The organism is Vibrio sp. SCSIO 43133 (genome assembly GCF_023716845.1).
GTDB lineage: Bacteria > Pseudomonadota > Gammaproteobacteria > Enterobacterales > Vibrionaceae > Vibrio > Vibrio mediterranei.
Window position 1 is genome coordinate 1,539,001 of the sequence record NZ_CP068025.1, and the last position, 16,649, is coordinate 1,555,649.

3 protein-coding genes are annotated in these 16,649 nt (G+C 46.2%); all 3 read left to right on the forward strand.

All coding sequences use genetic code 11. The features are described from left to right. The first annotated feature begins 200 nt into the window (after positions 1-200). The 3 genes from JKJ11_RS23755 (at position 201) to JKJ11_RS23765 (ending at position 16,614) form a co-directional block, all read left to right on the forward strand. Positions 201-440 (forward strand): hypothetical protein, encoded by a 240-nt coding sequence (locus tag JKJ11_RS23755; protein WP_231892911.1) that lies wholly within the window; start codon positions 201-203, stop codon positions 438-440. A gap of 122 nt (positions 441-562) precedes the next feature. Continuing rightward, a complete protein-coding gene (locus JKJ11_RS23760; RefSeq protein ID WP_006070243.1) occupies positions 563-1,054 on the forward strand; it encodes an Lrp/AsnC family transcriptional regulator in 492 nt (163 codons plus the stop codon). A gap of 296 nt (positions 1,055-1,350) precedes the next feature. Next, the gene (locus JKJ11_RS23765; protein WP_252039392.1) at positions 1,351-16,614 is read left to right on the forward strand and encodes a VCBS domain-containing protein; all 15,264 of its coding nucleotides are present in this window, start codon (positions 1,351-1,353) and stop codon (positions 16,612-16,614) included. Positions 16,615-16,649: the final 35 nt, after the last annotated feature.

Sequence of the window (16,649 nt, forward strand, 5' to 3'; positions counted from 1 at the left end):
TGACATAATTTGCTTGCATCTTGTTACACTTTCGGTTTTTTGGAGGGGTTTGTAAGTTAATTTCGAAATCTTGATCAAAAATTCGCAAAATAATGACCAAGAATTTGGAATAGCTGCCACATTTTTTGCAATGATCGTTTTGTAATTCTATCGACCTTTTACACAATATGGTCACGAAATGATCAGACCAGCTGGAGACAATGACAATGCCAACTAACTACTGCGCAGCATGCAAGAAAGATACAGCCCACAAAGCCGTGATGCGACGCAGTCCAAATGATAGTACTTCCATGCTCCAGAGCTTCCAGCAATTAATGTCTCAACTTGTCACAGGTAGTGGTTATTACAAACTAGAGCGTCAGCTGTATTGCCGAGTTTGTAATAAGCAAAACCAAGAAGCGGCAAAACCAGTCATGAGTCAGCAAGCAAACTTAGCGTAATTTTTTCAGGCTCCCTACGTTTAACCTTTTGGTTTTGTTGTGAGTTTGTGATCTGACGTCTATTTACATGCATAACGATTGATTTACAATCGAGAGAATGTCCATTCGCTCGAGATAAATCAATGGCTTCGCTCGCATTAGATAAAATCGATTTAGAAATACTAAGAATACTCAGCCTTAAAGGTCGCATGCCGATTGTTGAGTTGGCTAAACAGGTCAATCTAACAACGTCTCCCTGCTCTGATCGGGTTAAGCGACTAGAAAAAGAAGGCTTCATTCTTGGGTATCATGCGGAGCTCAATCCAGAGAAACTGAATTTGGATGTCCAAGTTTTCATTCATATTAGACTCGATCAAACCAGTTTTTCCATCTTCGAGAAGTTTGCCAAAGCGGTAGAACTGATGCCTGAAATTGAAGAGTGTTACTCTCTATCGGGTGACTTCGACACAATGATCAAAGTTCGCACCAAAGATATGAAGTCCTATCAAGCATTTATGTCCACCAAGTTGGGTACTTTGCCGGGGGTGATTCAAACTCGCAGTGAAGTGGTCATTGAGGAGCATAAAACTGGGTTCGGCGTTAACCCTGAGCTTTTAGACACGCTCACTACCTAAACCATACAAATCATTACCTTTATCCTCTTGTTTTAAACGAAATGACTGCTTGTTTTCTATACAGATGCCTTTTGGTATTTCGTTTTTGAGACTTCCCCTAATTTAATTCCAATTTCAATTTATATAACGATAAATATCTGATATTTACATTATGCATATAAATTAGAAATGAAGATGAACAAACCTATAATGTTTGAATGTGCGAGAGTGCATATCAACTAAATGGTGTTTGGGTATCGAAGTAACAGTTTTTTGAACTTTTAACCAGAGTGAAGTCGGTTTTAAAGGAGCTCGCCATGAGTATCGCTGCATTAATGGGGCTTGTGAATGTCACAGGAACCCTAGTTCTTGATTCACAAGGAAAATTGGTCGTATTACCAGAAGGGGTTGATCCCCGACCTGGAGACGTAGTGCTTGAACAGGTTGCCGAGCAGCCTAGTGATGAATTAGAGGGCATTAAGCTCGCTCAAGTCGACGTTCCAAGTGATGATTTTGGCTCAAGTCTGCTGCAAGGCGATCAAGATGCACTAGACATCATTGCTCAAATTGAATCCGGTGAAGACCCGACTCAAAATGAAGATCAAGCCACGGCTGCCGGTGATGGCCTAAGCTCCAGTATATCCGATGCGGCAACCGTTGAAGCGATAAACCCACAAGTTCAAGCTGCGACTTTCTTCGAAACAACAGGACTTGATCCTCGCAGTCTTAATGATACCCAGACTAATACACTCCTAGATATTTTTTCTAATGCCGCCCCTGTTACTGTCTTTGATTTACGTAACTACGATGAAGAATCGCAAGATGGTCAGTTAAACCTAGACTTTCCTATTGACCCGAATGGTGATGTGCTGACGCTCACTGTCACAGAGCTTCCTAAATTGGGTACCCTAACACTCGCTGATGGCACACCGGTTACGTTAGGTCAGCAGTTAACACAAGCTGAGTTTGAAGGTTTACAATTTGATGCGCCAATGGAATACACCGCAGGTGAAGATGCTGGCCAATTTACCTACACAGTTGACGATGGTCGTGGAGAGATAAACTCTGTTCAGTCAGGTGGTGTAGCCATCACCATCAATCCTATCAATGATATTCCTGTGATAGTCGAACCAGGGGAAGGGAGTGTAACCGAATCTGGTCACTTCGATAACGGCGATATCGACGCAGGAAATGACACTGCGACTGGCCAAGTTGTTGCGACAGATAACGATACCGACTCGGTTCTTGCTTATTCAGTCGCTAACCAATCTGACCAATACGGCTCTATCTCTATTGATAGTAAGACTGGTGAATGGACCTACACCTTAAACAACAGTTCTACCGCGACACAAGCTCTAGCAGAGGGTCAAACTGCTACATCTGAATTCACGGTTTTGGTTACCGATGACAAAGGTGCGGTGGTAACCGATACGATTGTAATTACAATTACTGGAACAAATGATAAGCCAGAGTTTTCGACTTCAAGTAACTTCTCTGGGCAAGTTGTTGAGGCTGGTAACCTTGACGATGGAACAGAGGTGGCTGGTCAATCAATAGTGTCAGGTACGCTTGTTGCGAGTGATGTGGACCAAGGCTCAAGCTTAACTTTTGCTGTGGAAGATGGAAGTAGCGACTTTGGTAGCTTACAAGTGCAACCTAGTGGTTTGTGGGTCTTTAATCTCGATAATAATTCCCCTCAAACACAGGCACTTAAAGAAGGTCAAACACAAGAAATTCAATTTACCGTCAGTGTTACTGACGACAAAGGCGCTGTGACCTCGGAAGTTGTTACAATTACTATCACGGGTACGAATGATCAGCCAACGTTTAATGCCAGCAGTAAGCTTGTTGGTGCTGTGACTGAAGCGGGCCATGATGATGATGGCAATGTTATATCAGGTACACCAACGGCTACCGGTACCTTGACTGCGGATGATGTAGACGCTGATTCACAGTTGAAGTTTGCTGTGGACAATGGCGACAGTCCTTACGGCAAACTTGTGGTGCAAGAAGGTGGCCAATGGACCTTTACGCTAGATAACACCGCGACTGAAACGCAAGCACTCAAAGAAGGCGAAACTAAAGACGTTAACTTTACGGTCAAAGTGACCGATGAGTTTGGTGCGGTGAACACCGAAACGGTGACTATCACTATTACTGGTACCAATGATGTGCCTACTATTGATGGCAACAGCGTAACGGCGGGAGCGGTGAAAGAAGCGGGCCATGAAGATGACGGCACCGTGGTATCTGGCACGCCAAGCGCAACGGGTACCATTGAAGCCACTGATGTGGATGCCGACTCCGTTTTGGCGTTTAGCGCCGAAGGCAGCAGCAACTATGGCAGCTTCGCTATCGATCCGGTGACGGGTAAATGGACGTTCACTTTAGATAACAACGCAGACGCTACCCAAGGCCTGAAAGAAGGCCAATCGGAAGACGTCATTTTCACGGTGAAAGTGACCGACGATAAAGGGGCGGTGACTGAGCAAGCCGTGACCATCACCATTACGGGTACCAACGACCAGCCAACATTTAATGCCAGCAGTAAGCTAGTGGGCGCCGTGACCGAAGCGGGTCACGATGATGCGGGTAACCCTCAAGCGGGCACATCTAACGCTACTGGTACATTAGTTGCGGATGATGTAGATGCCGGTGCAACGCATAAATTCTCAGTGGACAATGGTGATAGCCCTTACGGCAAACTTGTGGTGCAAGAAGGCGGTCAATGGACCTTTACGCTAGATAACACCACGACTGAGACGCAAGCACTTAAAGAAGGCGAAACTAAAGACGTTAGCTTTACGGTCAAAGTGACCGATGAGTTTGGTGCGGTGAACACTGAAACGGTGACCATCACTATTACCGGTACCAATGATGTGCCTACTATTGATGGCAACAGCGTAACGGCGGGAGCGGTGAAAGAAGCGGGCCATGAAGATGACGGCACCGTGGTATCTGGCACGCCAAGCGCAACGGGTACTATTGAAGCCACTGACGTGGATGCCGACTCCGTTTTGGCGTTTAGCGCCGAAGGCAGCAGCAACTACGGTAGCTTCGCTATCGATCCGGTGACGGGCAAATGGACGTTCACTCTAGATAACAACTCAGACGCTACCCAAGGGCTGAAAGAAGGCCAATCGGAAGACGTCATTTTCACGGTGAAAGTGACCGACGATAAAGGGGCGGTGACTGAGCAAGCCGTGACCATCACCATTACGGGTACCAACGACCAGCCAACATTTAATGCCAGCAGTAAGTTTGTTGGTGCTGTGACTGAAGCGGGCCATGATGACGATGGCAATGTTATATCAGGTACACCAACGGCTACCGGTACCTTGACTGCGGATGATGTAGACGCTGATGCACAGTTGAAGTTTGCTGTGGACAATGGCGACAGCCCTTACGGCAAACTTGTGGTGCAAGAAGGTGGTCAATGGACCTTTACGCTAGATAACACTACGACTGAGACGCAAGCACTTAAAGAAGGCGAAACTAAAGACGTTAGCTTTACGGTCAAAGTGACCGATGAGTTTGGTGCGGTGAACACTGAAACGGTGACCATCACTATTACCGGTACCAACGATGCTGCGACTATTGATGGCAACAGCGTAACGGCAGGAGCGGTGAAAGAAGCGGGTCATGAAGATGACGGCACCGTGGTATCTGGCACACCAAGTGCGACGGGTACCATTGAAGCCACTGACGTGGATGCCGACTCCGTTCTGGCGTTTAGCGCCGAAGGCAGCAGCAACTACGGCAGCTTCGCTATCGATCCGGTGACGGGTAAATGGACGTTCACTTTAGATAACAACGCAGACGCTACCCAAGGCCTGAAAGAAGGCCAATCGGAAGACGTCATTTTCACGGTGAAAGTGACCGACGATAAAGGGGCGGTGACTGAGCAAGCCGTGACCATCACCATTACGGGTACCAACGACCAGCCAACATTTAATGCCAGCAGTAAGCTTGTTGGTGCTGTGACTGAAGCGGGCCATGATGACGATGGCAATGTTATATCAGGTACACCAACGGCTACCGGTACCTTGACAGCGGATGATGTAGACGCTGATGCACAGTTGAAGTTTGCTGTGGACAATGGCGACAGTCCTTACGGCAAACTTGTGGTGCAAGAAGGTGGTCAATGGACCTTTACGCTAGATAACACTACGACGGAGACGCAAGCACTCAAAGAAGGCGAAACTAAAGACGTTAGCTTTACGGTCAAAGTGACCGATGAGTTTGGTGCGGTGAACACTGAAACGGTGACCATCACTATTACCGGTACCAACGATGCTGCGACTATTGATGGTAATAGCGTAACGGCGGGAGCGGTGAAAGAAGCGGGCCATGAAGATGACGGCACCGTGGTATCTGGCACGCCAAGCGCAACGGGTACCATTGAAGCCACTGACGTTGATGTCGACTCCGTTCTGGCGTTTAGCGCCGAAGGCAGCAGCAACTACGGCAGCTTCGCTATCGATCCGGTGACGGGTAAATGGACGTTCACTCTAGATAACAACGCAGACGCTACCCAAGGGCTGAAAGAAGGCCAATCGGAAGACGTCATTTTCACGGTGAAAGTGACCGACGATAAAGGGGCGGTGACTGAGCAAGCCGTGACCATCACCATTACGGGTACCAACGACCAGCCAACATTTAATGCCAGCAGTAAGTTTGTTGGTGCTGTGACTGAAGCGGGCCATGATGACGATGGCAATGTTATATCAGGTACACCAACGGCTACCGGTACCTTGACTGCGGATGATGTAGACGCTGATGCACAGTTGAAGTTTGCTGTGGACAATGGCGACAGCCCTTACGGCAAACTTGTGGTGCAAGAAGGTGGTCAATGGACCTTTACGCTAGATAACACCACGACTGAGACGCAAGCACTTAAAGAAGGCGAAACTAAAGACGTTAGCTTTACGGTCAAAGTGACCGATGAGTTTGGTGCGGTGAACACTGAAACGGTGACCATCACTATTACCGGTACCAACGATGCTGCGACTATTGATGGTAATAGCGTAACGGCGGGAGCGGTGAAAGAAGCGGGCCATGAAGATGACGGCACCGTGGTATCTGGCACGCCAAGCGCAACGGGTACCATTGAAGCCACTGACGTTGATGCCGACTCCGTTCTGGCGTTTAGCGCCGAAGGCAGCAGCAACTACGGTAGCTTCGCTATCGATCCGGTGACGGGTAAATGGACGTTCACTCTAGATAACAACTCAGACGCTACCCAAGGGCTGAAAGAAGGCCAATCGGAAGACGTCATTTTCACGGTGAAAGTGACCGACGATAAAGGGGCGGTGACTGAGCAAGCCGTGACCATCACCATTACGGGTACCAACGACCAGCCAACATTTAATGCCAGCAGTAAGCTTGTTGGTGCTGTGACTGAAGCGGGCCATGATGACGATGGCAATGTTATATCAGGTACACCAACGGCTACCGGTACCTTGACAGCGGATGATGTAGACGCTGATGCACAGTTGAAGTTTGCTGTGGACAATGGCGACAGTCCTTACGGCAAACTTGTGGTGCAAGAAGGTGGTCAATGGACCTTTACGCTAGATAACACTACGACTGAGACGCAAGCACTCAAAGAAGGCGAAACTAAAGACGTTAGCTTTACGGTCAAAGTGACCGATGAGTTTGGTGCGGTGAGCACCGAAACGGTGACCATCACTATAACGGGTACCAATGATCAACCGACCTTTACTTCAAGCAGTACTCTCGCAGCTACCGTTACTGAAGCTGGGCATACGGATTCTGGTGTTACGGTGCCTGGAACGGATGTCGCAACTGGGACGTTAGTTGGTACTGATGTTGACGCAGATAGCACGCTGACATATTACATCGAGAATGGTATTAGCGATTATGGAAACATGGTTGTGTTGCCAGATGGTCGATGGACCTTTACGCTGAACAATAATTCAGAGCAAACTCAAGCTCTGAAAGAAGGGCAGACAAAAGACGTCAACTTTACAGTGACAGTTCGCGATGAGCACGGTGCTATTAATAATGAAGTGGTGACCATTTCTATCAAAGGTACCAATGACAAACCAACCTTTGTTGACTCGAGTGAGCTATCGGGCAATGTTGTTGAATCAGGGCATTTGGACAATGGAACGGCTGTTCCAGGAACTCCATCTGCGTCTGGTCAGTTGCATGCAGAAGATATTGATGCAGATGCTAAGTTAACCTTCTCTGTTGAAAATGGAGCAACGGGTTATGGCAATTTAGTGGTTCAACCAAATGGCCAATGGGCATTTGCACTAGATAATAACTCCTCGCTAACTCAGGCGCTAAGAGAAAATGAAACTAAAGAGTTGTCTTTTACCGTAAAAGTCACGGATGAATTTGGCGCGACTGATACTGAAGTCGTCAAAATTACCATCACAGGTACTAATGATAAACCAACGATAACCCAATCAAGTGATCTGTCTGGCGATGTAAAAGAAGCAGGACATCAAGATGATGGCACGCCAGTTACTGGTACTGCAGAGGTTGAAGGCACGCTGATTGGTGCTGACGTAGATGCTGGCTCAAGCCTCACTTTCTCAATTGATGATGGTAGCAGTGACTATGGCACATTGGTTGTCGACGATGATGGTGACTGGAAGTTTACTCTAGATAATACGTCTTCTCAGGTACAGTCTTTGAAAGAAGGTCAGAGCCACGATGTTACTTTCACTGTGAAAGTACGGGATGAATTAGGCGCGATTAACACTGAAACCGTCACCATTACCGTTAAGGGCACGAATGACCAACCGACATTTACTAGTTCTAGTGTTCTTAATGGGGCTGTCACAGAGGCCGGACACTTAGATGACGGAACGGTTGTTGCGGGTGTCGCCGTTGCTGCTGGTACATTGACTGCGACAGATGTTGATGCGGATGCTCAGCTTAAGTTCTCAGTGGATAATGGAAGCAATGATTATGGTGAATTGGTTGTTCAGGAAAATGGCCAATGGAAGTTTACATTAGACAACAACTCTGTACATACACAAGCACTGAGAGAAAATGAAACTAAAGAGCTTTCATTTACGGTTAAGGTCACTGATGAGTTTGGTGCAGTAAATACCGAAGTCGTCAAAATCAATATTACAGGGACCAATGATCAACCACAGATCACTAGCGCTAGCAATCTGACCGGCACTGTAATTGAGGCCGGAAATAATGATGACGGTACGATTGTTTCCGGAGTCACTCAAGCGACAGGTACGTTGGTTGGCTCTGATGCAGATGCCGGCAGTAATCTAACGTACTACGTCAATGACGGTAGTAGTGACTTTGGTAACTTAGTTGTTTTACCAGATGGCCAATGGACCTTTACATTAGATAATAACTCTCCCGAAACTCAGGCGCTCAAAGAGGGACAAACTCAGGATATTCACTTTACCGTTACGGTAAGAGATGAGTTGGGTGCGCTAAATACTGAAGTCATTACTATTTCGGTAAAAGGTACTAACGATCAACCCACGTTCACCAATGCAAGTGACTTAAGTGGTTCGGTGGTCGAGGCCGGAAATTTAGATGACGGAACTTCTGTAGCTGGTACACGAATTGCCACTGGTACATTACACGGTACTGATATCGATGCCGATGCACAGTTGACTTTCTCTGTCGACAACGGTTCAACACCATACGGAAACCTTGTAGTTCAACCTGATGGTCAGTGGAAGTTCGTATTGAAGAATGGTTCGAAAGAAACCCAAGCTTTAAGAGAAGGTGAAACTAAAGAACTTACGTTCAATGTTAAAGTGACCGATGAGTTCGGAGCAGTGAGTACAGAAGTCGTATCCATTGATATTACGGGTACCAATGACGCACCGAAAATTAAAATCAATGGCAATACTAACTTAGTCGAAGATGGTGTTGAATCTCGCTCGGGAGCTTTGAAAGATGGAGACCCTGATGCTAATGATGACCATACTTGGGAAATTACTGATAGTAACGGTGGTGTTGGTGAGTACGGTACTCTGACTATTTTTGAGAATGCCAATGGTGTCACCAAATGGCGATACGATCTTGAAACGTCCAGCGCTCAAAGTGGCAAAGTACAAGCATTGGCTCATGGTGAAGTAGTCACGGAAACATTTACCATCAAAGTGACCGATGAGTTTGGTGCCGTTAACGAAAAAACCATCACTCTAAATATCACGGGGACCAACGATCAGCCAGTCATTAATGGAGACTTTGTAGGTAGTGTTACCGAAGATGATTTCCCTAACAATGACCCCTCTCAGCCTATCAAATTTGTCGGCCAGCTTGATCCAGGAGATGTCGATACCAATGACACACATTCATGGTCTTTGAATACCGGGAAAGGACAGTTCGGTAACATTTCTATCGATCCAGTGACTGGTGAATGGACTTACACCCTCAATAATAGCAACCCGTCTGTGCAAGCATTGAGACCGGGAGATACACCGCTAACGGAAACCTTCACCGTCACGGTTAAAGACAGCTCAGGTCAATCCAATGGTTCTGATACTCAAACCATTACTATCAATATTTCTGGAACGAATGATGCTCCAGAACTTGCGGGTACTACAACTGGTAGTGTTATCGAAGACACTCCAGGACGTGAAGTGGCGACGGGTAACCTTGCCGTATCTGACATTGATTCTAGTGATACTCATTCTTGGCAGGTTCAGGGTGAGAATCCAGTCAATGGGAAAGCGACGGGTACCTACGGTCAGCTGTCGGTTGATGATAATGGTAAGTGGACTTACGAGCTCGACAGTGACTCACTGGCTACTCGCTCAATACCACCAGGCATGACGGTAACAGATACTTTCCAAGTTGTTGTAACGGACGCTGGCGGTTTAACAGACACGATTACTGTTACGGTATCCGTTGCGGGCACCAACAGTGAACCAGAAATTGTTGTTAAACCTGAATATACCGTTATAGAAGATGGAGCCGCTCTGAGTGGAACGATCATTGCGGGTATTCCGACCCAAGATCAACTAGATAACAATGTTATCGGTGGTGGTGATCCAGATCAGGGTGAAATCGTCTCTTGGAGTGTATTGCAAAGTGGTCAATACGGTACTTTCAGTATTGATGAAGCCACAGGTACGTGGACTTATGTGCTGAACAATAACCACCCAGATGTGGACTCGCTTGATAAGGGAGACATATTACCTGGTGGTGACACTGTTCAGATTCGGGTTAGAGATAAGTATGGTGTTGAGTCGATTCAAGAAATCAAGATTGTTATCGAAGGTGAAAATGACGCACCGAACATCACTGGCGCTCAAAATAAGGTTATTTTTGAAGATGCTATAGAAGCGGGTCAATATACAACATCGGGTCAATTAAGTTCTGGTGATGTTGATGCGGACGATGTTCATCAATGGGAAATCAGTGATTCGAACAACGGTCGTGGTGAATATGGCACGCTTACAATGGACTCGAATGGTAAGTGGACGTTTACCTATGACCAACAAAGCAAGCTTTCTGAAATCCGAGCATTGAAACCTGGGCAGATTGTTACCGATGTTTTTGAAGTGAAAGTAACTGATAGTCAAGGCGCTACTTCTGTTGAAACCGTTACGATTCAAATTGAAGGCCAGAATGACGCACCAGTTGTCACAGGAGACGTGTCCGCTACTTATGTAGAGGACAATGGAACAGATGATACCAGCGATGACTCTACACCAATTGAGGGACAATTAGTTCTTACTGATTATGACAATGACGATAAAGCCGAAGTGGTTATTTCTTCAGGACAAAGTCACAACGTCTATAACGGTTTAAGTGGTGAGCTCTCAATCGATAAAGATGGTAAATGGTCATTTGTACCAAAAAATGATGTTTTACAATCGCTTGCCGAGGGTGAAACCGAGACTGAAGTCTTTACCATTTTGGTGACAGATAGAAATGGTGCAACAGTTACCCAAGATATTACGATTACGATTGAAGGCCGAAATGATGTACCAGTTATTTCTGGTGAATCAACAGGTACCGTAGTGGAAGATGGCACGGCAGCACAGTTTGGTATCGATCTTACGCGAACTGATGGTCAATTGTCTGCCGTTGATGTAGACAACAACAGTTCTATTGTAAGTTGGTCAATAGAGAGTAGTGGTGCATCGGGCAGCGCTCCTTCGGGTGTTGGCACGTATGGGACCTTGACTCTTGGCAATGACGGTAAATGGACTTACGTTCTTGATAATTCATTACCTGCGACGCAAGCATTGATTGCGGGTGAAACGGTACAAGAAAAATTCTATGTTGTTGCGACGGATAACGACGGCGGTGTTTCAAACCGTCAAGAAATCGTAATTGATGTTATAGGTCAACAAGATCCAGGTGATGGTTCTGGCAGCGGCGGTATCATTCCTGTTGATGTCTCCGAACTAGAAGTCACGGAAGATCAACAATTGGTTGATAGAGACTCTTTCATTTTCCCTATCCCACAAGGTGCGAACTTTATACCCGTAAACGGTGGTGTTTATGGGCAGCTTGTTAGAACGGCAACTGGCGGTTGGAAATATGAATTGGACAACGATTCTGTGCTTGTTCAAGGCCTTGATGAAGGTGAGACAGCAACTGAGTCATGGCGAATTGTTGTTGGTCCGTTCTACATAGACGTCAATGTCACGATTAATGGTTCTGCGGATAAACCAGAAATTACTTACAACACGGACATTACAAAACCTCAAGATGACACAGTATTGCTCGGAGAAGCGCACGAAGATGTGACAGATTCTATATCGGGTGTACTGGGTGTAGATGATGCTGATCTAGGTGATTCTCACGTATGGGCAGTAGAAGATATACAGGGTGAATATGGTACGTTAACCATCGACCCTGATACTGGTAAATGGACGTACGTACTGGATCCATCAAAAGAGCTTCCTGCCGAAAAAGAGGTGTTTGATACATTCTACGTAACCGTGACTGATACTGAAGCTGGTGAGGGAGCGAGTACTAAATCGGATCGCCGAGAAGTGCAAGTGAAGGTAATAGGGTCAGCTGAAAACTTCGAAAACCCTAACCCGAATGATGAAAAATATATCGTCAAGACTATCACTGCCAATGAAGACAATAGCGATAGTAATGAAACAGGTACAGGTCCTTCTGAGATTGTCATTAGCTCGGATAACGCAGGTGGGCCTTTGGTGCTAGATCCGAGCATTGAGCTTGGAAGTCAGATTACCTGGACTTTAGTTGATGGCAATGGAACGTACGGCAGTATTGTCGTTAATGATGATGGTTCTTGGGTCTTTACATTAGATAATGACAGTAGAGCTGTGCAATCACTCCAAGAGGGAGAAACCAAGCACGATGTTTTTGAGGTTTACGCTGTAGACCAATATGGAAAAACTATTGTTGATGACAATGGTTTGCCACAAACACTCGAGATCGTTATTGATGTGAATGGTCAAAATGATGCGCCAACGCTCAAGGCTAATGTTGAAGAAACCATAGTTGCCGATGATGTTGATCAAACAATATCCGGAAAACTTGCTGTGACTGATATTGATACTCAAGATCAAGGGCATCATACATGGGTTGCTACACCTAACAACGTTAATAATGCCTATGGTACGTTGGTGTTTAATGCTGATGGTACATGGTCTTATAAAGTCGATCCAAATAACCCAGACATTATTGCGTTGGGTGCGAATGAAACTATTGAGCAGACTTGGACAGTCGTCGTTACTGACCCGAAAGGTGCAACAGCAACACAAACTCTAACCATTAACATTCAGGGTGAAAACCAAGCACCTACGATGACCACTGTTGATGGAACTGTGACTGAAGACGTCATCGATAGCGGTGGAACAACCGTATCAGTAACTAAGGCTATTGTATTAGATGATCTTGATACTAACGATACTGTTACGTTAGACCCTACTAATTTGGATGGTACTTACGGCCACTTTACCGTTGACCCATCTACAAATACTTGGAAATACGTTTTATTCAACGACAAGCCTCATGTTCAATCATTAGGTGAAGGCGTCACGGTAACGGAAGAGTTCACAATACGCGCAACCGATCAATTCGGTGCTGAAGTGACTCAAAAAGTAGAAGTGACGGTAGTCGGTTCTAACGATCAACCAACCGTATCAGGCTCGGCTTCAGGCTCAGTAAGTGATGCTTTGGGTAGCACCGCGGCAGGTAAAGTCACGGTCTCCGATGTTGACGTTGGTGACACTCATACCTTCTCTGTAAAACAAGACTCAAATCTTGGTACGTTCACTGTTGATAACAACGGTAACTGGAAGTTCGTGGTTGACGAGAACAATCCAGAGATTAATGCGCTAGCCAAAGGGCAGACTAAAACTATTCAAGTGAGTGTTGTCGCGACAGACAGTTCTGGCGTAACGGCAACAGAAGAGTCCAACGAACATGTCATTAATATCACTATTGTCGGTACCAACGATGCACCGCAAATCGTGGATATTGGCGAACAAATGGCGACGGAAAACACCACGACGCAGCTTACTGGCAACTTTGACTCTGGTGATGTTGATACTGTTAATGTGGCGGATAGCCATCACTGGCAAGTAGTCTCTGGTGATCCAAGAGGCGAATTGACGGTCGATCCGGTGACCGGAGCTTGGACCTTTAATCTGACTGGTGATTTTGAATATTTATCAGAAGGTGAAACGCTGTCTAGTCCATTGAGCTATCAAGTGAAAGTCACGGATGAACACGGTGCCTCAGATACTATTACTGTCAATTTCCAAGTGACAGGTACCAACGATGCTCCAACCATTGTTGCTGCAAATACCGTTGCCACTGGAACCGTACATGAAGATCCAGCAGGCGCAGAATCTGGCACGGCTAATGGTGTGGTGACGATCGCTGATGTTGACCATAACGATACTCACAGCTATAGCTTGAGTAACTCCGGTATGGTGACGGAAATCCAAGGTACGTACGGTACGCTTAAGCTAATTGCAGGAGATACACCGGAAAGTGTCAAGTGGGAGTACGTACTAGACCAAGATAAAGCCAACAGTCTTAACGATGGTCCAGTCACTGAAAACTTTGACCTATTTATTGAGAGCTTGGTTGGTGGTGTGGCTCAAGGCGATGCAATCAAGCAGACAATTGAAGTCACGGTCGAAGGCCGTAACGACGCAGCGATAGTTGCTCCTGAGTCTCAAACTCATGCCGAAACCGATGCACCGCTGCAGATGTCAGGCAATCTCAACTCAACGGACGTCGATAACCCTGACGATACGTTTACGGTTCAAAACAATAAGCAAGGCACATACGGTACGTTTAGTATCGATGCCAACGGCGAATGGACGTTTGTGGCTAACCAAGCATTCAATTCTTTGAATGTTGGCCAAAGTGTTGAAGAAACCTTTGCTGTTACTACTATCGATGGAACGCCAACGAGTGTGACGGTGAAGATCGAGGGTACCAATGATGCCGCTACGGTAAGTGTTGGCTCTGTGGAGCGAGATGAAACGGATGCTCCATTGACAATTACCGATACCTTAACGTCTAGTGATGTTGATAACGCGGATAATACCTTTACGCCTAGCAGCAAAGTAGGGACGTACGGTACGTTCAGTATTGATGCCAATGGTGTTTGGACATTTGTTGCTAAAGAGTCATTTGATCATTTAAACGTCGGTCAAAGCGTCTCAGAAACGTTCGATGTCACCTCTGTTGATGGCACGCCATCGACTGTTACGGTGAAAATCAACGGTACCAACGATGCTGCAGACATTAGTGCTGCTACTGAGAACCTTACAGAAAGTAACAGCATACTAACGGCTAACGGGACGCTGACGGCAGATGACCCTGATAATGCAAATAACGTATTTGTTGCTCAAAATGGGACAGTGGGTAACTTAGGTACGTTTACCCTGACGGCAGCGGGCGTGTGGACATTCACCGCTAAGAGTAATTTCGATAACCTAGCAGAAGGTCAGAAAGCAGAAGAGAGCTTTACGGTGACTTCTATTGATGGCACTACCTCTGAGGTGAAGATAGTCATCACGGGTACTAATGATGCCGCTACAGTGAGCAGTGCAGATGTGACCTTGCAGGAAACAGACGCGGTGCTGAGTACAAGTGGTACGTTAACCTCTTTAGATATCGATAATCCTGACAATAAGTTCCAGGAACAGACCAATGTCGCAGGTAATCATGGTACGTTCTCTATCGATGCTGATGGAAACTGGACGTATATTGCAGACGAGTCATTCAATAGTTTAAATGTGGGCCAATCGGTCGATGATACCTTTAACGTGAAATCTGTGGATGGCACCGTATCGACAGTCAAAGTAACCATCCAAGGCACCAACGATGCGCCAAGCATCACTGGTGATTTTGCCAAAGGTGTTCAAGAAGGTGTGACTGATTCTGTGTCCGGAACAGTGAACATCACCGATGTGGATAGTGCTTCGGTGACTCGCTCGTTGCGTAACGGGACATTGAGTGGTGATACATTTACTGCAACAGGCCAGTATGGGACGCTTACATTCAACGTGGCGACTGGCGTGTGGGCGTACGTATTACTTACTGGCAGCAGTAATGCACTCACTGGAGACCAAACTGCTACAGAGACGTTCTATATTGAAGCTACAGATGGCGCTCCTGGTGGTGATAGCGTACAGCCAATTACCATCACAGTGACGGGGAACAAAGGTCAGATTGGCGATAGTTCGCTTGACGACATTCTTACCGCAACCTCGGATGATGAGTGGCTATTTGGTAACTCTATTCCTATTGGCGGTGGTACTAGTGTGGACACTGATTCGCAAGATACTTTCCGTTGGGAAACAGCGAGTCTCGCTGGAACGGATACGATTAAAGACTTTGATGTACGTGACTTTGCAGCCACTGATCCAAACATGAAACATGATGTGGTTGACCTAACTGCAGTCGACTTTAAAGCTGACCAGCAATTAACAGACCAGTTGAGTGTGTCAGAGCAGTCTGGTGATACGGTTATTGAGATCAGTGATAGTGGGGCAGTGTTACAGTCTATTGTATTGGAAGGTGTGACACTGACATCGCTTCTAGGTGTGTCTCAACAGGAAGTGGACAGTATGACGCCAACTGAGGTGCTACTGGCTCTACATCAATCTGAGCAGCTCACGCTACCCGATCAAATTCGCATTGGTACAGGAGCATCTGAGACGTTAATTGGTACGGATGAGAGTGACATTATCTACGGCGGTGGCGGTAACGATATTCTTACCGGTGGAGACGGCTTTGATTTATTCTTGTTTACTGAGGAAGGTGCTGGCACCACAACCAACCCTGCAGAGCAAACCGTAACGGATTTCCATATTGGTGATGATAAGTTGGATATCTCTGACTTGTTGCCAGATCACGACAATTTAGGTGATTTGCTAGGAAACATTACCATTACGGTTAATGATGATCCGAACGACAACACTGATCCAGCGACAACAGTTATCAGTGTCACCAACAATGGTGAGCAAACGGATATCACTCTTGAGGGTATTGGATGGAATGACTTGGGTATTGCCGATAGTAATGTAATGACTGATCAAGGAAATCATCAGTCAGAGTTACTGAATCAGCTAGACCACTTGAGCATCATTAAGGTAGACCCGTAGAGACGGGTCATTATAAAACGAAAAAGGGCTGCGCG